Source organism: Citrobacter sp. VF227 (assembly GCF_052950715.1).
Map to the genome: position 1 here is coordinate 261,284 of NZ_JBRFVF010000001.1, position 19,075 is coordinate 280,358.

General features: G+C 51.8%; 19 protein-coding genes. 4 read left to right on the plus strand and 15 right to left on the minus strand.

Going from position 1 to position 19,075, the window contains the following annotated elements:
- Window positions 1-62 precede the first annotated feature (62 nt).
- Together tyrS and pdxY are read left to right on the plus strand one after the other, a co-directional pair.
- Window positions 63-1,337 (plus strand): tyrosine--tRNA ligase, encoded by a 1,275-nt coding sequence (gene tyrS / locus ACU8YC_RS01365; RefSeq protein WP_003029168.1) that lies wholly within the window; start codon window positions 63-65, stop codon window positions 1,335-1,337.
- Window positions 1,338-1,401: 64 nt separating this feature from the next.
- Entirely contained in the window at window positions 1,402-2,262 is an 861-nt protein-coding gene (gene pdxY / locus ACU8YC_RS01370; RefSeq protein ID WP_151219097.1) for a pyridoxal kinase PdxY, read from the plus strand.
- A gap of 83 nt (window positions 2,263-2,345) precedes the next feature.
- Here the strand turns inward: pdxY and gstA are convergent, their stop codons facing one another.
- The 12 genes from gstA to blr form a co-directional block, all read right to left on the minus strand.
- Window positions 2,346-2,951 (minus strand): glutathione transferase GstA, encoded by a 606-nt coding sequence (gene gstA / locus ACU8YC_RS01375; protein WP_151219098.1) that lies wholly within the window; start codon window positions 2,949-2,951, stop codon window positions 2,346-2,348.
- Between the two features lie 104 nt (window positions 2,952-3,055).
- Window positions 3,056-4,561, minus strand: coding sequence for a dipeptide/tripeptide permease DtpA (gene dtpA / locus ACU8YC_RS01380; protein ID WP_187252496.1), 1,506 nt, complete (start codon window positions 4,559-4,561; stop codon window positions 3,056-3,058).
- 613 nt (window positions 4,562-5,174) lie between these two features.
- Complete coding sequence (nth, locus tag ACU8YC_RS01385; RefSeq protein WP_003029161.1) at window positions 5,175-5,810, minus strand: endonuclease III; 636 nt, start codon at window positions 5,808-5,810, stop codon at window positions 5,175-5,177.
- Window positions 5,807-6,502, minus strand: a complete 696-nt coding sequence (locus ACU8YC_RS01390; RefSeq protein ID WP_151219099.1) for an electron transport complex subunit E — start codon at window positions 6,500-6,502, stop codon at window positions 5,807-5,809. The genes nth and ACU8YC_RS01390 overlap by 4 nt, the downstream gene beginning before the upstream one ends.
- A gap of 3 nt (window positions 6,503-6,505) precedes the next feature.
- Window positions 6,506-7,126: an electron transport complex subunit RsxG gene (gene rsxG, locus ACU8YC_RS01395; protein ID WP_151225413.1), complete on the minus strand. Its 621-nt coding sequence runs from the start codon at window positions 7,124-7,126 to the stop codon at window positions 6,506-6,508.
- Between the two features lie 9 nt (window positions 7,127-7,135).
- A complete protein-coding gene (gene rsxD / locus ACU8YC_RS01400; protein WP_252838354.1) occupies window positions 7,136-8,188 on the minus strand; it encodes an electron transport complex subunit RsxD in 1,053 nt (350 codons plus the stop codon).
- Window positions 8,189-10,213, minus strand: a complete 2,025-nt coding sequence (rsxC, locus tag ACU8YC_RS01405; protein WP_446894935.1) for an electron transport complex subunit RsxC — start codon at window positions 10,211-10,213, stop codon at window positions 8,189-8,191. It abuts the gene before it with no gap.
- On the minus strand, window positions 10,206-10,784 hold the full coding sequence (rsxB, locus tag ACU8YC_RS01410; protein ID WP_006684670.1) for an electron transport complex subunit RsxB: 579 nt from the start codon (window positions 10,782-10,784) through the stop codon (window positions 10,206-10,208). Before rsxB ends, rsxC begins: the two co-directional genes overlap by 8 nt.
- Window positions 10,784-11,365, minus strand: a complete 582-nt coding sequence (rsxA, locus tag ACU8YC_RS01415) for an electron transport complex subunit RsxA (protein ID WP_003029144.1) — start codon at window positions 11,363-11,365, stop codon at window positions 10,784-10,786. Before rsxA ends, rsxB begins: the two co-directional genes overlap by 1 nt.
- A 76-nt stretch (window positions 11,366-11,441) precedes the next feature.
- Window positions 11,442-11,882 (minus strand): DUF2569 domain-containing protein, encoded by a 441-nt coding sequence (locus tag ACU8YC_RS01420; RefSeq protein WP_151219115.1) that lies wholly within the window; start codon window positions 11,880-11,882, stop codon window positions 11,442-11,444.
- 91 nt (window positions 11,883-11,973) lie between these two features.
- Window positions 11,974-12,189 (minus strand): transcription modulator YdgT, encoded by a 216-nt coding sequence (ydgT, locus tag ACU8YC_RS01425; RefSeq protein ID WP_151219116.1) that lies wholly within the window; start codon window positions 12,187-12,189, stop codon window positions 11,974-11,976.
- Between the two features lie 293 nt (window positions 12,190-12,482).
- A complete protein-coding gene (gene blr / locus ACU8YC_RS01430; RefSeq protein ID WP_187253015.1) occupies window positions 12,483-12,608 on the minus strand; it encodes a division septum protein Blr in 126 nt (41 codons plus the stop codon).
- Window positions 12,609-12,849: 241 nt separating this feature from the next.
- Here blr and ACU8YC_RS01435 point away from each other — a divergent pair, with 241 nt between their 5' ends.
- The gene (locus ACU8YC_RS01435; protein ID WP_151225417.1) at window positions 12,850-13,890 is read left to right on the plus strand and encodes an oxidoreductase; all 1,041 of its coding nucleotides are present in this window, start codon (window positions 12,850-12,852) and stop codon (window positions 13,888-13,890) included.
- Window positions 13,891-13,987: 97 nt separating this feature from the next.
- Here the strand turns inward: ACU8YC_RS01435 and add are convergent, their stop codons facing one another.
- The 3 genes from add to malX all read right to left on the minus strand — a co-directional run bounded on the left by add (window position 13,988) and on the right by malX (window position 17,865).
- Window positions 13,988-14,989, minus strand: a complete 1,002-nt coding sequence (gene add / locus ACU8YC_RS01440) for an adenosine deaminase (RefSeq protein ID WP_151219119.1) — start codon at window positions 14,987-14,989, stop codon at window positions 13,988-13,990.
- A 100-nt stretch (window positions 14,990-15,089) separates the two neighbouring features.
- Window positions 15,090-16,262, minus strand: coding sequence for a MalY/PatB family protein (locus tag ACU8YC_RS01445; protein WP_446894936.1), 1,173 nt, complete (start codon window positions 16,260-16,262; stop codon window positions 15,090-15,092).
- 10 nt (window positions 16,263-16,272) lie between these two features.
- On the minus strand, window positions 16,273-17,865 hold the full coding sequence (malX, locus tag ACU8YC_RS01450) for a maltose/glucose-specific PTS transporter subunit IIBC (RefSeq protein WP_151225419.1): 1,593 nt from the start codon (window positions 17,863-17,865) through the stop codon (window positions 16,273-16,275).
- Between the two features lie 169 nt (window positions 17,866-18,034).
- Between malX and ACU8YC_RS01455 the strand changes: the two genes are divergently transcribed.
- On the plus strand, window positions 18,035-19,063 hold the full coding sequence (locus ACU8YC_RS01455; protein WP_151219121.1) for a Mal regulon transcriptional regulator MalI: 1,029 nt from the start codon (window positions 18,035-18,037) through the stop codon (window positions 19,061-19,063).
- The last annotated feature ends 12 nt before the right edge of the window (window positions 19,064-19,075 follow it).

Genomic DNA, 19,075 nt, shown 5'->3' on the forward strand with positions numbered 1-19,075 from the left:
TCGCATCAGGCGAAAAGTCGTGTACCGGCAAAGGTGCAGTCGTTTTATACATGGAGATTTTGATGGCAAGCAGTAACTTGATTAAACAATTGCAAGAGCGGGGGCTGGTGGCCCAGGTGACGGACGAGGAAGCGTTAGCAGAGCGACTGGCGCAAGGCCCGATCGCGCTCTATTGCGGCTTCGATCCTACCGCTGACAGCTTGCATTTGGGGCATCTGGTTCCATTGTTATGCCTGAAACGCTTCCAGCAGGCAGGCCATAAACCTGTCGCACTGGTAGGTGGCGCAACCGGTCTGATTGGTGACCCGAGCTTTAAAGCCGCCGAGCGTAAACTGAATACCGAAGACACCGTGCAGGAGTGGGTGGACAAAATCCGCAAACAGGTTGCGCCGTTCCTCGATTTCGACTGTGGCGACAACTCGGCGATTGCTGCGAATAACTACGACTGGTTTGGCGGTATGAACGTACTGACCTTCCTGCGTGATATCGGCAAACACTTCTCTGTTAACCAGATGATCAACAAAGAAGCGGTGAAGCAGCGTCTGAACCGCGACGATCAAGGGATCTCCTTTACCGAGTTTTCTTACAATCTGCTGCAGGGTTATGACTTTGCCTGTCTGAATAAACTGCACGGCGTGGCGCTGCAGATTGGTGGTTCAGACCAGTGGGGTAACATTACTTCTGGTATCGATTTGACCCGTCGTCTGCATCAGAATCAGGTATTTGGTCTGACCGTTCCGCTGATCACTAAAGCTGACGGCACCAAATTCGGTAAGACTGAAGGCGGCGCTGTGTGGCTGGATCCGAAGAAAACCAGCCCTTATAAATTCTACCAGTTCTGGATCAACACCGCCGATGCGGACGTTTATCGCTTCCTGAAATTCTTCACTTTCATGGACATTGAAGAGATCAATGCGCTGGAAGAAGAAGATAAAAACAGCGGTAAAGCACCGCGTGCCCAGTATGTACTGGCCGAACAGGTCACGCGTCTGGTTCACGGTGAAGAAGGTCTGGTTGCGGCAAAACGCATTACCGAAAGTTTGTTCAACGGTAATTTGAGCGATTTGAGCGAAGCTGATTTCGAACAGCTGGCGCAGGATGGTGTGCCGATGATCGAAATGGATAAGGGTGCCGATCTGATGCAGGCGCTGGTGGACTCCGAACTGCAGCCTTCTCGCGGTCAGGCACGTAAGACCATCGCGTCAAACGCGGTGACCATCAATGGTGAGAAGCAATCTGATCCGGAATATTTCTTCCAGGAGAGTGATATCCTGTTCGGGCGCTACACCTTACTGCGCCGTGGTAAGAAGAATTATTGTCTGATTTGCTGGAAGTAAGATTTAGTTAGCAGGGGCGTGGGAAACTACGCCCCTTTATTTTTTCAGGGTTGTGGTAAGCAAAATGAAGAATATCCTCGCCATCCAGTCCCACGTTGTTTTTGGTCATGCGGGCAATAGTGCAGCAGAGTTTCCAATGCGTCGTCTTGGCGCAAATGTCTGGCCGCTGAATACCGTTCAGTTTTCTAACCATACACAATACGGTAAATGGACCGGTTGCGTTATGCCGCCGAGCCACCTGACCGAAATCGTTCAGGGTATTGCCGATATTGATAAACTTCAGACCTGTGACGCAGTCCTGAGCGGTTATCTTGGTTCAGCAGAGCAGGGCGAGCATATTCTGGATATTGTACGCCAGGTGAAAGCGGCCAATCCGCAGGCGAAATACTTCTGCGACCCGGTGATGGGGCATCCGGAGAAAGGGTGTATCGTTGCACCCGGCGTCGCTGAGTTTCACGTGCGCCATTCGTTGCCGGCCAGCGACATTATCGCCCCGAATCTGGTTGAACTCGAAATTTTGTGCGAACACGCGGTTAACAGCGTCAATGAGGCAGTGGCAGCCGCACGTGAGCTCATTGCGCAAGGACCGGCAATTGTGCTGGTGAAGCATCTGGCTCGTGCAGGTATTAGCTCAGATCGTTTCGAGATGTTGTTGGTCACAGCCGACCAGGCGTGGCACATCAGCCGACCGTTAGTTGATTTTGGCGCTCGTCAGCCCGTTGGCGTCGGTGATGTCACCAGTGGCTTGTTGCTGGTTAAACTGTTGCAGGGGGCGTCTTTACAGCAGGCGCTTGAGCATGTGACAGCGGCGGTGTATGAAGTGATGATCGCCACCAAAGAGATGCACGAGTATGAGTTGCAGGTGGTGGCCGCGCAGGATTCTATCGCCAGGCCTGAACATTACTTCAGCGCGACGCAGCTGTAATCAATGCCCGATGGCGCTCTCGCTTATCGGGCATTGGTTTGACTATAGGCCGGGTAAGCGCCAGCGCTACCCGGCAACAGCAGTTAATTTAACCCTTCAGCTTTCAACGCCGCTGCAACCGCCGGGCGTTCAGCCATCCGCGCCATATACGCGTCTATATTGCTTAAACCGGCCATATTCAGCTTCACCGCATAGGCCCAGCGCAGCACGGTGAACAGATAAGCGTCCGCAATGCTGAAGCGCGAGCCACAGATCCATGGGTTATCTTTCAGCGAGTCATTCACATACTGCATTTTTTTCTCCAGCAGCGCGCGAACGGTTGGCTTGAAGTCCTCCGGCGTATCGGGACGGAAAAGTGGTGTAAAGCCTTTATGCAGCTCTGTCGCAATGTAGTTAAGCCATTCGATGGTTTTGTAACGGGAGAGGCTGCTTGTAGGGGCCAGGAGCTGACGGTCTGGCACGCTGTCTGCCAGGTATTGCATGATGGCGACGCCTTCGGTCAGTAGCGTTCCGTCATCCAGCAGCAGCGCGGGGACTTGACCTTTTGGGTTTACCGCGAAAAAATCATCGCCGTTTTCCAGACGTTTCTTCATCAGATCAACACCATCCAGCGTGAAATCTTTACCGCTCTCACGAAGCGTGATGTGGGAAGCGAGAGAACAAGCGCCCGGTTTGTAGAACAGTTTCATCGGTAACTCCTTTTGGCTGAGGTATACCGTATGGTAGTGCTACCTCAGGCAAAAAAAAAGCCGCTAACATCAGTTAGCGGCCGGAAAGAAAGTTTCCCTGAGAATTACGCTGTTGCGGCCTTAGCGGCTTTCTCATCGGCTTCGTCGTCCTGAGTCATACGATTCAGTTTCGGTGCCGTCAGCAGCATCAGAACAGCGATAACCGCCGTTGCAACACCAATCTGCAGGAACACGCGACCGTAGACTTCCAGAGACATCAGCGGGTCAGTCACATTCTCTGGGACCGCCATCATGTTAGCCACGTAACCACCGATGATATTGGCACCGGCAGTGGTCAGGAACCAGCTCCCCATGATGAAGCCCATCAGGCGTTGCGGAACCAGCTGTGCCACCATTGCCAGACCCAGACCGGAGATCATCAGCTCACCGATACTTTGCAGGCCGTAGCAGATGATCAACCAGTTAACGGAAACGATGCCCGCGTCGGTAGCGAATTTCGCACCCAGCGGCAGGATCAGGAACGCACCGGAACACAGCACCATACCAATCGCAAACTTGGTTGGCATCGGCAGCGTATCGCCCATCTTGTTATAGATAGCGGCGAGGATTGGGCTACCAATGATGATCCAGAACGGGTTCAATGCCTGGTATTGTTCAGGTTCAAAAGCAATACCAAGAATAGAGTGCTCAACGTTACGAATCGCGAAGAAGTTCAGCGAGGTCGGCATCTGGCTGTACAGCACGAAGAAGATAATCGCTTCCAGCATCAGAATGAAGGCAACGATCATTTTACGACGGGCAGCACCTTTCATGGTGAAGGCTTCTTTACCGAAGATAAACACGATACCAATGGCAATCACACCCAGAACCATACGTGCGATCTGCTGGTTATGCAGCAGCCAGGTTGCAATCGCGATCAGCACCACAACGCCAACGATGGTCAGCAGCAGGTTACGGAAGTTGATTGGCTCAAAGTCAGGCTTAGAACCGTACTGTTTAACCCAGCGCTGGCAGAATGCGAAGTTAACCACGGTAATCAGCATACCCACGACGCTCAGTGCGAACGCGGTGCTCCAGCCGTAACGCGCAGCCAGCCACGGCGTTGCCAGCATAGAGAAGAATGAACCGATGTTGACGGACATATAGTACATGGTAAATGCACCATCAAGACGCGGGTCATCTTTGGCATAGCAGGTAGAGAGCAGGGATGATGGGTTTGCTTTAAACAGACCGTTACCGACAGCGATGGCCGCCATACCCATATAAACGATACCCGCATCGTGACCGGACCATGCTACCAGCGCATAACCAATCGCCAGCACAACGGCACCCAGCATAATGACGCGTTTTGTACCCAGAACTTTATCACCTAACCAACCGCCAATCGCAACCAGGCCATATACCAGGGCGCTAAAGGAGGAGAAAAGGGTGATGGAATCCGCTTCTGACATGCCCAGTTGTTTAACCAGGTAGACGGCCATAATTCCTTGCAGGCCGTAATAACCAAAACGTTCCCACAGCTCAATTGAGAAAATGAGATAGAACGCTTTTGGTTGTTTGAAGGCGTTTAAACTCACGCCTTCTGTTGGTTTATTGTTTGCAGTAGACACTTTTACCTCTTTTTTTACATCCCATATCAACGGGGGTGTTCAGGTACGTGATGAGTCAAGTTCATCCGTCCGATTGTTATAGTGGGAGGGGAAACGGCAAGTAATGTTCACTATCTTGACCCTTCAGACAAGTGGTTTGTAATAATCTGTTACATATATCATGACTGGTGAAATCGTCGGGGCGCTGAAATGTTATCTAGCGTTAAATTTCTTCATTTAGAAAATGGCAGATTTTTACACTGTTTAATTACGGTGAAAACCGCAATGTGGCGATATGTTCTGCTATTTGCGGTTTAATCCAGTGATATAGGCCAATATCTGAAAAATAGCTAGTGTAATGTTTTGTTTATAAACTGTTCACTTAGGTCATCTGATTGTCACTTTAACTAAAAAATAAATATTTTTTAACATTGTGTTAGCTGCGTGATCCTGATCACGTATAGATAGAAATTTCTAGTACTAAAAAAACGATTAACCTGCTCAGGCGCTAATTCACAAGAATATTACATTAGAGATGGGTAATTGAATGGCATCATTGTCGGGAAAACTATTGCGAGGGAGTGCATAACTAATCGTTATGTATGCGAGGGGCAAAGAGGATGCCCCGGCAGCATCAGATATCAACTTTCTCTTTGAATTCACAGAGATCTTCGATGATGCAGGAACCACAACGAGGCTTCCTGGCTATACAGGTGTAGCGGCCATGAAGAATTAACCAGTGATGGCAATCGACTTTAAATTCACTGGGTACGACTTTCAGTAGCTTCTCTTCTACCTGTTCGACGTTTTTACCAGGGGCAAATTGTGTCCGGTTACATACCCGGAAAATATGGGTATCTACAGCAATAGTCGGCCAGCCAAAGGCAGTATTTAACACCACATTCGCCGTCTTGCGCCCAACGCCAGGCAGGGCTTCTAATGCGGCTCTGTCTTCCGGAACCTCGCCATTGTGTTGTTCCAGTAAAATGCGGCAGGTTTTAATCACGTTCTCCGCTTTGCTGTTAAACAAACCGATTGTTTTAATGTAGGACTTAACGCCTTCGACGCCTAGCTCCAGCATCGCGGCGGGCGTATTAGCGACGGGGTAAAGCTTGGCCGTTGCTTTATTGACGCTGACATCGGTGGCCTGAGCGGAAAGCAAGACCGAAATCAGCAGTTCGAAAGGTGATGTAAAATTAAGCTCGGTTGTTGGATGCGGATTGTTATCACGCAGGCGAGTGAGAATTTCCAGCCGTTTAGCTTTGTTCATGACACATTCCCTGTTTCACCAGCCGGACTGTCCACGACAGCCGCCTCGGCACGACGTTTCTTCATTTTCTCATCAATAAGATACTTAACTGCCAGCATCAAGCCCAGACCAATAAACGCGCCTGGTGGCAGCATGGCCAGCAGAAACGGCGTATCAGTATGGAAGATCTCAACGCGCAATACTTTAGCCCAGCTACCCAACAAACCGTCGGCGCCATCAAATAGTGTACCGTTACCAATTATTTCACGCAGTGAGCCCAGAACAAACATGGCGCCGGTAGCCCCCATACCGATGGAGAAACCATCGAGCGCGGATAATGCTGGGCCTTTTTTGGCGGCGAAGGCTTCAGCACGACCAACAACAATACAGTTGGTCACAATCAGCGGGATAAAGATGCCCAGAGACTGATACAGGCCAAAGGCGTAGGCATTAATCAGCATCTGCACTGCACTCACCACAGAGGCGATGATCATGACATAAATTGGAATACGGATTTCAGGCGGTGTCCAGCGACGAAGGGCCGAAATCGTCAGATTGGTCAGCGTCAGGACGAGCGTCGTCGCGAGCCCCAGCCCCAGCGCGTTAGTGGCGGTAGAGGTAACAGCCAACAACGGACACATCCCGAGTAACTGCACAAGCGCGGAGTTATTTTTCCATAACCCCTGGACAATAACGTCTTTAATTTCGCTCATGGTTTATTCTCCACAGGCGCTAAGTTGAGGAAGCTGTGCGGGTAGCGTTTGCGCATACAAACCGGCGCGTTTTACTGCATTCACTACCGCCCGCGGCGTAATGGTTGCGCCAGTAAACTGGTCAAAGTCACCGCCGTCTTTTTTTACCGCCCAGTGGGCGTCGTTACCCGCAGCGATTGTTTTGCCACTAAAGTGGGTGATCCAGTCAGAAAGCCGCAGTTCGATTTTGTCGCCCAGTCCCGGCGTTTCATGATGCTCGGTTACCCGCGTACCCAACACAGTACCCGTAAAATCGACACCGACCAGCAGTTGAATAGCCCCGGAATAACCATCTGGCGCTGTAGCTTCAAGAATTGCTGCCACGGGATGGTCGTCCTGGCGCGCAATATACACACGGTGAGTACCTTTACCTAACGCCTGCGCATTAACCAGATAACAGCTCTCAGACAAGTTATTATTGTAGCGGTCGCCTGGCAGAACCTGATCGAACAGTGCTTTTTGCTGCAATGCGGCCTGTTCATCAATGGTGGACTTGGTTAATTGATTGATTGCCGCGGTTAATCCCGTTGAGCCCGCAGCAAACAGTGCCAGCGTAATACCGTGTTTACGAATCGTTTTCAGCATTGGAATTCCTTAGCGATGTCCGTACACGCGAGGGCGGGTGTAATAATCAATCAAGGGAACCGTGATATTTGCCAGTAATACGGCAAAGGCCACACCGTCAGGATAACCGCCAAAACTGCGAATCAACCACACTAACAGACCTGCAAGTGCGCCAAAAACCAGGCGGCCACGGTTAGTTGTCGAGGCTGTAACGGGGTCGGTAAGAATAAAGAATGCACCCAGCATGGTCGCGCCTGAAAGCAGGTGTAACTGAGGTGATGCGAGTGACTCCGGTGAGATCCACCATCCCAGGGTGGCGCAAACGGCGAGAGACAGAAGAAAGCTAACCGGGATATGCCAGCGAATCGCCTTCTGCCATAACAGAACGATCCCGCCTGCCAGCCAGGCAAGATTAACCCACTGCCAGCCTGCACCTGCCAGCACACCGCTATAGATCGGGTATTGCATCACCTGTTCAACAGTACGCCCTGCATGCAATGACGTCTTAAAGGTGTCAAGAGGTGTTGCCTGGCTGATACCATCAATGCCCATTCGCAGCGTATTCATATCCCCGCCGCTGACAGTGTGGCCGCTAAGGATAACGTTCAGTGCGTCAAAGAACCCAGGCACGGTAGCCGCAATTTCGTGCGGCGGCAGCCAGCTGGTCATCTGTACCGGAAATGAGATTAGCAGCACGACGTAACCAATCATGGCAGGGTTAAACGGGTTCTGACCGAGACCGCCATACAACTGTTTAGCAATAATAACCGCGAATACCGTGCCTAATACCACCATCCACCAGGGGGAGAGCGGAGGAATACTCACGGCCAGCAACAACCCGGTGAGTAACGCGGAGTTGTCTTTTAAAATTGGCACGATGGGTTGTTTCCTCAGTCTAAGCACGCCCGCTTCGGCGGCGATAGCGCTGATGGCGGCCAGAACTATCTGGAACAACGTACCCCAGCCAAAGAACCACAGCTGCGCGGCGATCCCCGGCAACGCCGCAAGTAACACCAACATCATGATTCGTGATGTCTGGCGCTGGTTATGGGTATAAGGGGAGCTTGCTATTCTGAATACCATTTATTCCTCGTTAACAACCTGCTGCTGCGCGGCTTTCTTTGCCTGAGCGCGTGCGATAGCGGCCGCGACGGCGGCTTTACGTGGATCAACCGACTCGGCTGTTGCCGTTGCTGTCTGCTGCTCAAGCTTGCGTGCTTTGGCACGAGCGATTGCCGCTTCCACGGCAGCTTTGCGGGGATCAACCGGTTCGGCTGTTTCCGGTGCTGTCTGCTGCTCAAGCTTGCGGGCTTTGGCACGAGCGATTGCCGCTTCCACGGCGGCTTTGCGGGGATCAACCGGCTCGGCTGTTTCCGTTGTTGTCTGCTGCTCAAGCTTGCGGGCTTTGGCGCGTGCGATTGCCGCTTCCACGGCGGCTTTACGTGGGTCACTACCTGTGCTGTTCTCTTCAACCTGGGCCTGATTTTCCGTTCGGGCCACGCGAGCCTGCGCCTTACGCGCCTCGCGTGCGGCTATCACGGCGCTATTGTCAGGTTTTTCGCCTGGTTGAATCACCACGGGTTGCAGCACCTGAGCCTGCTTTTCTTTTACGCGAGCCAGCGCGGCGGCAATGGCATCATGATCTTTCGCTGCAGGCTGAACGGCTGCGTTTTTGTGACGTTCAAGACGGGCAGCTTTTTCACGTTCAAGGCGTGCCTGTCGGGCTTCAAATCGCGCTTTTGCTTCAGCTGCACGTTTTTCTTCCTGACTAATGGCGTAAATCTCGGCTTTTTCCTGACGGAAATACTGCACCAATGGAATGTTGCTTGGGCATACCCAGGCGCAGGCACCGCATTCAATGCAGTCGGCGATATTGTGGGCCGTGGCTTTGTCGTGCTGTTGCCCTTTACTGAACCAATAAAGCTGCTGTGGCAGGAGATCGGCCGGGCAGGCATCGGCGCAAGCGCTACAGCGAATACAGCCTTTCTCTTCTGGCGTTTCACCCATTTCACTAGCAGAAGGTGCCAGAAGACAGTTGGTTATCTTGACCACCGGTACATCCAGCCATGGCAGCGTAAAGCCCATCAGCGGTCCACCCATAATCACCATCTGGTCGGCGGAAGGACAAAAGCCCGCGTCGTTGAGCAGATGACGAACTGGCGTACCTAAACGCGCCCAGACGTTGCCTGGACGACTGACGGCCTCCCCGGTAAGCGTCACGACACGCTCGGTGATCGGTTCTCCGTCAATTACCGCACGTTTGATTGCATAGGCGGTTCCGACGTTTTGCATCAGCACGCCAATATCGGATGAGCGTCCACCATGGGGAACCTGCTTGCCAGTCAGAATTTGCGTTAACTGTTTGGCCCCGCCGGACGGATACTTAGTAGGGATCACGCGCAAGCTGATATCGTGTGAATCAGCCAGCACCGCGCGCAGCATGGAAATTGCCTGCAGTTTGTTATCTTCGATGCCCAATAGAATTTCACGTGGCTGAAGAATGTGGGCCAGGATGCGGATACCTTCGACGACCTGCGCCGCGCAGTCCTGCATCAGGCGGTCATCAGCTGTAATATACGGCTCGCATTCAGCGGCGTTGATGATCAGTGTTTCAATTTTATCACCGCCGCCCTGCAGTTTTACACCGGTGGGAAAACCTGCGCCGCCCAGTCCGGCTACGCCAAACTGATGAATACGCGCGATCAGTTCTTCCCGGCTGCGGGAGCGGTAATCGGCCCAGCCGTCGCGCTCAATCCAGCGGTCTTCGCCATCAGCGTCAATGATAACGCTCAGCTCAGCTAACGCCGATGGATGCGCGGTAGAGTGCGGGGCAATGGCCACCACGGTGCCTGACGTTGGCGCATGTACCGGAAGCATTTTGCCACGCCCTATGGTTAGCGCCTGACCTCGCAAAACAGTGTCGCCCACGCTGATGCACAGTTCACCCTCCGCGCCAATATGTTGTTTCAGCGGAATAACAAAACGTGGCGCCAGCGGAACCTGCCGCAGCGGCGTACCGTTTGACTGAGTCTTCATTTCTGGTGGATGAATGCCGCCATCAAAGTCCCAGATTTTATTTTTTCTGAATGCAGAGAATAACTTAAACATGTTGTTCCACGGGAATGATGCGCACAGGAATGGTGTTTAAATCCCATTTCCAGCTGTCTGGTGTCTCGGCTACCGGACGTAACTCGATGCACTGCGTCGGGCACGGATCAACGCACAGGTTGCAGCCGGTGCAGAGATCGCTCATCACCGTGTGCATGGCGCGCGTCGCGCCCACGATCGCATCGACGGGGCAGGCCTGAATGCACTTTGTGCAACCGATACAGTTATTTTCATCAATGACCGCCAGCATACGTACGGGCGTAACATCATGTTCATCACCATCAATCGGCTGCGGGTCGACGTTCAGCAGGGCGGCAATTTTTAACATCACAGCTTCACCACCGGGTGCGCAACGGTTAATTTTTTCACCCTGAGAGCCGATCGCTTCTGCATAAGGATGGCAGCCCGGATAACCGCATTGTCCACATTGGCTTTGTGGTAGAATTTCATCAATTTTCTCCACCACCGGATCATCCTCGACGGCAAAGCGTCGTGAGGCGTAACCCAAAATAGCGCCGAACGCCAGACCCAGTAGACTCACTGCGGCAACGGCAATCCAGATAGCATTCATTACAACTTCACCAAACCACTAAAGCCCATAAAGGCCAATGACATTAGACCGGCGGTAATTAGAGCAATTGCGTTACCGCGAAACGGAGCCGGGACATCTGCCACAGCAAGGCGTTCGCGAATAGCAGCGAACAGTACCATCACCAGCGAGAAGCCGACAGCGGCGGAAAAACCGTACAGTGCCGACTGTAAAAAGTTATGGCCGAGGTTGATATTCAGAAGCGCCACACCCAACACCGCGCAGTTTGTGGTGATCAGCGGCAGGAAGATCCCCAGCAGACGGTAAAGTGCAGGGCTGGTTTTGCGTACAACCATCTCAGTAAACTGCACAACGACAGCGATAACCAGAATAAATGCCAACGTGCGCAGATAGATGAGATTGAGCGGGATTAGAATCCAGGTATCAATCAGCCATGCGCAGATGGATGCCAGCGTCATGACAAACGTCGTGGCAAGGCCCATACCCATTGCGGTTTCCAGTTTTTTGGAAACGCCCATGAATGGACAAAGGCCCAGAAACTTAACCAGTACAAAGTTATTGACCAGTACAGTTCCGACAAACAGCAACAGGTAATCAGTCATTTTTCGGCCTGAAATAAAAAAGCCGCCTATTATCTGACAATCCAGAACAGGCGACAACAGGTTAACTGTAGGGTTATTACGGGTTCACAAACGTTGTTTTTACGCGCTGCGAGCGTTTAAAGTAGGGTACCAACAGTGCTGCCGCTAACAATGGGAACAACAGTTGGCGCACGGCAAAGGCGTCCGGGACCGGTGAAAAAGCAAACGCTTTAATCGCCAGTAGCACGGAAATCAACAACCACAGAATATAGTGCTTGGGCACACAGGCTCTGCGCTTGAAAAATGCAATCGTCAGCCACAGTGTGTAATACCACATGGCGATTGCGGTAATAAAGGAGACGCCCCATAGCAACAAATTGGCCGTACTTTGTTCACCCAGGGTTTGGAAGGTTTGCGGTGTAGCCAGCGCAGTGACGTAAAGTAGTAACGCCAGCGAAGCGCTCAGCAATGCGACTAACAGCCAGGCCAGTGGCCCAAGTAGCCAGCCTCCGATACGTTGTGCCGGTGTGGTAGTCATCTCTTCTCCAGGTTTACGCGCGCGATCAAGCATGCCTTTTATTTTGGGGCAATTATTATAAAGCTTTTAACGTTAAGCGCTACTTTCTTATTTATTGCACGTAATGCCAGACTGATTTAGGGATCTGACCAACATCAAACAGGCGGCCTCCCGAAGTTAGCTCTGCACGGCGGTGGTCTGCCGCACGGTACATATTGATAATGTCGCCGTCGTCGGTGAGCGTGTAGTTAAGATGGTCGAACAGTTTTTCCAGGCTTTCGAGTGAACTGATTTTGCGGAATTTTAATAAGTAATCCTGAACAGTCATAAATGAAGATCCATATTAATAAAATAATACCAACGGAGTAGATAATATAAAAAATAAACAACGTGCACAGGTAAAAGCGGATTTACGCGCAAATGTAAGAAGAGAGTTCATACCTGTGGAAAAGTAGGCGTTATGCACACCTGCAGCAAGGGTAACGCGCTTCTCTACCACAGGCAATATGCTGCGGAGAAGGATGCGGCATAATTCGCTTTTTTTGACAGAATTCGATCTTTTGTAGCCATAAGACGCAACTAACACATGTTAATTGCCGGGCGCAAAAGTGCTGCAGATGCTTATTTCTTCTGCACGGTAGCAACGGGCTCCGGCGGCTGGTAATTGTCAATATGATTGGCAATACCCAGCAGGATCACGGAGACGGTGAGAACAATCCAACCAGTTAATTCAATAAGACGATTCATTACTGATGACATTTGCTTTGATTTATCCATAAACACAGGCTGCAAATGTTACTAATCTCTCAATAATACAGCAAGATAATTGGGAACGATTTCTCCCTCTTTTTCGCGGCAAGTTAAGCATAAGTGGCATATGTTTTACTTAAGTTAAGAAACAACCTTTGTAGCGTAAAGGTTATTAAACTATTGAGACGTTGCAGGGTATGGTGTGAAATAGGTCAGTTCTGAATTGAGAGGCAATAACATGAGCGACAACATCCGCGTTGGGCTAATTGGCTATGGTTACGCCAGCAAAACTTTCCATGCCCCGCTGATCGTGGGCACACCGGGCCTGGAATTGGTTGCAGTTTCCAGTAGTGATGAAGCAAAAGTGAAGGCAGACTGGCCGCAGGTCGCGGTTGTTGCTGAGCCTAAGCATCTTTTTAACGATCCGAATATCGACCTGATTGTGATCCCCACGCCTAATGATACGCACTTCCCGTTAGCAAAGGCTGCGCTGGAAGCGGGCAAACATGTGGTTGTTGATAAGCCTTTCACTGTGACACTGTCACAAGCTCGCGAACTGGATGCGTTAGCGCGTAGCCTCGGGCGTGTGCTGTCTGTTTTCCATAATCGGCGCTGGGACAGTGATTTTCTGACGCTCAAAGCTCTGCTGGCGGATGGTGTGCTGGGGGAAGTCGCGTATTTCGAATCTCATTTCGATCGTTTCCGTCCGCAGGTTCGTGACCGTTGGCGTGAACAGGGCGGCCCGGGAAGCGGTATCTGGTATGATCTAGCACCGCACCTTTTGGATCAGGCGATTAACCTGTTTGGTTTACCCGTCAGCTTGACGGTTGATCTGGCTCAACTTCGCCCGGGGGCGCAAGCAACGGACTACTTCCATGCCATTCTGACGTATCCGCAGCGTCGTGTGATTCTGCACGGTACCATGCTCGCAGCCGCAGAATCGGCCCGTTATATTGTACACGGTTCGCGCGGTAGCTATGTGAAGTATGGTCTTGACCCACAGGAAGAGCGCCTGAAAAATGGCGAGCGACTGCCTCAGGAGGATTGGGGTTATGACATGCGCGATGGCGTATTGACGCGAATTGAAGGTGAAGAGCAGGTTGAAGAGACCTGGCTTACCGTACCGGGCAACTATCCTGCGTATTATGCTGGCATTCGTGATGCGTTAAATGGTCACGGTGAAAACCCGGTACCGGCGAGACAAGCGATCCAAATCATGGAACTGATTGAGCTTGGTATTGAATCAGCTAAGCATCGTTCGACATTGTGCCTTGCCTGATTACGCCAATGCCGGATAACTGTGCCCGGGCACAGTTATCCGGCCTACAAAAACCCAACGTAGGCCGGATAAGCATTAGCGACCTGCGATACTGCTGTTACGCTGCGGCAACTTTCTCACGCAGCGCACGTTTCTCTTCGTTACTCAGAAATGCCATTTCCAGTCCGTTGATTTGTGCCTGGCGGATCTGTTCGCGCGTTAACCCCGCAGCGGGTGCGGCAATGGTGTACTCATGAATAATATCCACCCCTTGCACCGCCGGATCGTCCGTATTTAAACTGGCTACCACGCCGTGCTCGAGGAATGTCTTCAGCGGATGGGTCGCCAGCGAGGCGACGGTGCTGGTCTGAATGTTCGATGTCAGGCAGGATTCGATGCCGATCCGGTGCTCAGCGAGATAATCCATCAACGCACGATCTTCAACGGCTTTAACGCCGTGACCAATACGCTCAGCGCCCAGCTCTTTAATGGCCTGCCAGATGCTTTCTGGTCCCGCGGCTTCACCTGCATGCACGGTAATACGCCATCCCGCGTCACGCGCCTGGTTGAAATGCGACAGGAACAGACTACCCGGGAAGCCCAGCTCGTCGCCGGCCAGATCCAGGGCGGTAATCTGGTCCCGGTGTGCTAACAGCGCATCCAGCTCCTGCAGGCAGGCGGCTTCACCGAAGGTACGACTCATAATGCCAATTAAGCGTGCCTCGACGCCAAAGGTCTTGCAGCCTTCGCGAACGCCGGCAATGACGGCTTCAACTACGCCAGCAACGGGAAGTTGATGCGCCATCGCCATATAGCCTGGGGAAAAACGTAATTCTACATAGTGCAGGCCGTTACGTGCGGCATCCTCAATATTCTCAAATGCCACACGGCGACAGGCATCCAGCGAGGCCAGTACCTTCACGCCCCAGTCGAGCTTGGATAAAAAGCTCACTAAATCCGGCTCAGTAGATGTGATTTGTACATGAGGGATCAGTGTTTCAAGTGTTTGCGCCGGAAGCGTCAAATTGAACTGACGACCCAGATCGAGGATCGTTTGTGCACGGATGTTACCATCAAGATGGCGATGGACGTCGGTTAGTGGGAGGGAAGTATCAATCATGGTCGCACTCGTGTATTTAGGTAAAGTGCGTCGTATTATATGAAAAAATCGGGATAAAAATCTATGTTGCGCAATGAATAATTTCATTGCGCAAACTGAGTTAGCGTACCGAATGGATGGCGTTAATCAATCCCTGAACGCCTTTTTCAAGCTTGGATCGTGGACATCCGGCGTTGAGACGCACAAAACCTCGACCTTCTTCTCCGTAGGTATATCCCGGCATGATGGCGACTCTCTGCTGGTTGATGAGAGCATCCTGCAAGGCATGGTCATCAATATTCAGCGGGCGCAGGTCAATCCATGCCAGATAAGTGGATTGCGGAACCTGCCAGTTAAGTTCGGGGAAGGCCGCATTTAGCTCTTGGGCTACGTAATGCAGATTACTGACAAGATAGTCGCGCAGCGAATCAAGCCAGCTTGCGCCTTGTTGATAAGCGGCAATATGCGCGCTAAGCGCCAGCACCGCAGGCGAGGAAAGACCATCACGACCCTTCAACGCGCTGAGGTAATCATTGCGGCTTTGCGCATCCTCAATGATTCCATAAGCCCCGGTTAATGCCGGAATATTAAAACTCTTTGAGCCGGAGGTGAGCAGAGCCCAGTTTTCGCGCGCGACGTTACTCCACGGAATGTGCGGTTGTTCTCCCCATACCATATCCATATGGATCTCATCGGAAATAACCTTAACGCCGTGGCGTTCGCACAGTTCCGCCATGGTTTCCAGTTCATTGCGAGTCCACACTTTGCCCGTCGGATTTTGTGGGCTGCAGAGCAGAAGAATTTTGCTCTCTGGACGAGACAGGGCATTCTCCAGCGCCGTCATGTCGCAGTACCAGCCGTCAGTGCGCTTTTCCAGCTCAACTGCGCTTACCTGGCGCTGATTACCTTCAATTGCTTTGTAAAACGCGTCATACGCCGGGGTATGAATAACCACCGCATCGCCCACGCAAGACCACTGGCGGATCAGCTCCGAGACCATATAGATGACCGAGGGGCCATACACCAGCGACTGAGGATCGATTTGCGTATTATGACGCGTATGAAACCAGTGGCTAATCGCTGCCAGAAACTCATCATTTTTCCAGCGACTGTAGCCGAGCACGCCATGTGACAGGCGCTGAGTCAGCGCCTCCAGAATACAAGGTGCGGTGGCAAAATCCATATCGGAGATGGTGAACGGCAGCAGGTCGGCTGAACCAAAACGGTCGGCAACGTAATCCCACTGAGTACACCAGGTACCGTGCCTGTCCACTACCTTTGAAAAATCATACATAGTGTTGTCCTTAAGCCTGTACGGTGTTCATCAGAACCGCGATCTCGTCTTTTACTGACTGGACCTGCGGACCAATAACGACCTGAAGGTTATGCTGATTGAGCTGTACTACGCCAATGGCACGATTGTCCTTCAGAGCCTGTACGTTAACAAGCGACATATCTTTTACTGACAAACGCAGACGGGTAATACAGTTATCCAGGCTGACAATGTTTTCCGCACCGCCCAGCGCTGCCAGAATAGCAGGAACGTTGTAACCCGATTTACCAGGCGCTCCAGCCATGACTTTCTCGATATTGTTGGCAAGTTCTACTTCACGACCCGGCGTCTTCAAATTGAAGCGTGTGATGGCGAAGCGGAAGATCACGTAGTACACCGCAAACCAGATCGCCGCTACAACAGGGACCAGATACCACTTGGTGGACAGCCCGTGCAGAATGCCAAACACCACGAAGTCAATCAGGTTACCGTCAGTATTACCGATGGTGACGCCAAGTACCGCCATTACGGTGAAGCCAAGCCCGGTCAACAGGGCGTGGATCACATACAGAACCGGGGCGACGAACAGGAATAAGAACTCGAGGGGTTCGGTAGTGCCACCAATAACGCAGGCAATCAGACCAGAAATTAATAACCCTTTAATTTTATGACGATTTTCAGGACGCGCGCAGTGGTACATCGCTAATGCCGCACCCGGTAAACCACCGAGGAACGCCGGCATTTTACCCTGGGACAGGAAGCGAGTTGCGCTTTCAGAGAAACCTTGCGTTGTCGGGCAGCTCAACTGAGCCTGGAAAATAGTCAGTGCGCCGCTCACACTATGACCGCAGACTTCCTGAGTACCACCGGCCTCCGTGAAGCGAATTAATGCCACCAGAATATGATGCAGGCCAAAAGGTAGCAGCAGACGTTCACCGGTACCAAACAGCATCGGACCAAATTCGCCTGCGCTGTTGATGATGTGGCCGAGCCCGGTAATACCCATGGCGAAAACCGGCCAAATCAGGGGAATAACCAACCCGACCAGCCCCATCACCACCGAGGAAATGATAGGCACAAAGCGGGTTCCGCCGAAGAATGCCAGCGCATCCGGCAGGCGAATATTGTGGAAGCGTTCATGTAGCATCCAGACAATGATCCCGGCAATTACTGCGCCGAGGATCCCTGTATCGATCGACTGGATCCCCAAAATATTTTGCACGTTGTTGGCTTTCAGGATCGCCGCGTCAGTGGTGGGTAAGATACCTTTGGCGGTTAACCAGAAGTTGACGGCAAGGTTCATGACCGCATACCCGACAAAACCGGCAAAAGCCGCCACGCCTTTGTTCTCGCGCGCCAGACCAAGAGGAATGGCGATACAGAACATCACTGGCAGGAAGCTAAACGCAAATGAGCCAACTTTACTCATCCAGGTAAAGATGGCCTGTAGCAGCGGATTCCCCAACGCCGGGATCAGCGTCAGGACATCATGGCTGCTTAACGAGCTGCCGATCCCCAACATGATCCCACAAAATGAGAGCAGTGCGACGGGCAGCATGAAGGTCTTGCCCAACTGCTGAAAAAATTCCCATAACGTTATTTTTGGTGTGGTTCTCGTCGTCATCAAACGACTCCTTGTAAAAGCTGGCTGACTAATGATGGCGAAAAGATAAAACGTTTTACCTAATTTTAGTGCGGTACAAATCACATTATCGAACGATAATAGAGCGTATAAATATAAGTGATTGATAAAACGTTTTATCCATCACGTTATCAGGGAGTTTTCTGTTTTTATGGCTATAGCCAAAAAAATAACCATCCATGATGTTGCGCTGGCTGCAGGGGTTTCGGTCAGTACTGTCTCATTGGTGCTTAGTGGAAAAGGGCGAATTTCATCAGCGACCGGCGAACGGGTGAATGCTGCTATTGAGCAACTGGGATTTGTACGTAACCGGCAAGCATCTGCATTGCGCGGTGGGCAGAGCGGTGTTATTGGTTTGATTGTGCGCGATCTTTCTGCGCCATTTTACGCCGAATTGACGGCGGGCCTGACGGAAGCGTTAGAAGCACAGGGGCGCATGGTGTTCTTACTGCACGGCGGGAAAGATGGTGACCAGCTGGCCCAGCGTTTCGCGATGTTACTCAATCAAGGGGTAGATGGCGTGGTGATCGCGGGGGTAGCTGGCAGCAGTGACACACTGCAACAGCTGGCTGCTGACAAAGGGATCCCAGTGGTTTTTGCATCACGAGCCAGCTATATGGACGATGTTGACACCGTCAGGCCCGATAACATGCAGGCTGCACAGTTACTGGTTGAACATCTGATCCGCCACGGACACCAACGAATTGCCTGGCTGGGTGGCAAGAGTTCTTCATTGACCCGCGCAGAGCGCGTCGGCGGCTATTGTGCTACGTTGCTAAAATATGGTTTACCGTTTCATAGCGAGTGGGTGCTGGAATGTTCATCCAGTCAGAAGCAGGCCGCAGAAGAGGTGACGGCGCTATTACGTCGCAATCCAACGATCAGTGCGGTGGTATGCTACAACGAAATCATTGCCGTAGGTGCCTGGTTTGGCCTGATGAGAGCGGGGCGTCAGAGTGGTGAAATTGGCGTAGATCGCTATTTCGAACAGCAAATTTCGCTGGCCGGATTCGCCGATGTGGCAGAAAACGCGCTGGACGATATTCCCATTATCTGGGCATGCACGCCTGCGCGTGAAATGGGATACACCCTTGCTGAACGCATGTTACAACGCATTGGCCACGATGAAAGTCATTCACGCAATCTGACGCTTTCCGCTCGTCTGGTGGCAGCGAAATAAAAAAGCCCGACA

Excerpts from the sequence above, each read along its gene's own strand:
- malX (WP_151225419.1), bottom strand. The coding sequence starts at position 17,865 with ATGACGACGAGAACCACACCAAAAATAACGTTATGGGAATTTTTTCAG.
- tyrS (WP_003029168.1), top strand. The coding sequence starts at position 63 with ATGGCAAGCAGTAACTTGATTAAACAATTGCAAGAGCGGGGGCTGGTG.
- rsxC (WP_446894935.1), bottom strand. The coding sequence starts at position 10,213 with ATGTTTAAGTTATTCTCTGCATTCAGAAAAAATAAAATCTGGGACTTT.
- ACU8YC_RS01435 (WP_151225417.1), top strand. The coding sequence starts at position 12,850 with ATGAGCGACAACATCCGCGTTGGGCTAATTGGCTATGGTTACGCCAGC.
- rsxD (WP_252838354.1), bottom strand. The coding sequence starts at position 8,188 with ATGGTATTCAGAATAGCAAGCTCCCCTTATACCCATAACCAGCGCCAG.
- pdxY (WP_151219097.1), top strand. The coding sequence starts at position 1,402 with ATGAAGAATATCCTCGCCATCCAGTCCCACGTTGTTTTTGGTCATGCG.
- ACU8YC_RS01390 (WP_151219099.1), bottom strand. The coding sequence starts at position 6,502 with ATGAGCGAAATTAAAGACGTTATTGTCCAGGGGTTATGGAAAAATAAC.
- rsxG (WP_151225413.1), bottom strand. The coding sequence starts at position 7,126 with ATGCTGAAAACGATTCGTAAACACGGTATTACGCTGGCACTGTTTGCT.
- ACU8YC_RS01445 (WP_446894936.1), bottom strand. The coding sequence starts at position 16,262 with ATGTATGATTTTTCAAAGGTAGTGGACAGGCACGGTACCTGGTGTACT.
- gstA (WP_151219098.1), bottom strand. The coding sequence starts at position 2,951 with ATGAAACTGTTCTACAAACCGGGCGCTTGTTCTCTCGCTTCCCACATC.
- add (WP_151219119.1), bottom strand. The coding sequence starts at position 14,989 with ATGATTGATACTTCCCTCCCACTAACCGACGTCCATCGCCATCTTGAT.
- ydgT (WP_151219116.1), bottom strand. The coding sequence starts at position 12,189 with ATGACTGTTCAGGATTACTTATTAAAATTCCGCAAAATCAGTTCACTC.
- ACU8YC_RS01455 (WP_151219121.1), top strand. The coding sequence starts at position 18,035 with ATGGCTATAGCCAAAAAAATAACCATCCATGATGTTGCGCTGGCTGCA.
- ACU8YC_RS01420 (WP_151219115.1), bottom strand. The coding sequence starts at position 11,882 with ATGACTACCACACCGGCACAACGTATCGGAGGCTGGCTACTTGGGCCA.
- rsxA (WP_003029144.1), bottom strand. The coding sequence starts at position 11,365 with ATGACTGATTACCTGTTGCTGTTTGTCGGAACTGTACTGGTCAATAAC.
- nth (WP_003029161.1), bottom strand. The coding sequence starts at position 5,810 with ATGAACAAAGCTAAACGGCTGGAAATTCTCACTCGCCTGCGTGATAAC.
- blr (WP_187253015.1), bottom strand. The coding sequence starts at position 12,608 with ATGAATCGTCTTATTGAATTAACTGGTTGGATTGTTCTCACCGTCTCC.
- rsxB (WP_006684670.1), bottom strand. The coding sequence starts at position 10,784 with ATGAATGCTATCTGGATTGCCGTTGCCGCAGTGAGTCTACTGGGTCTG.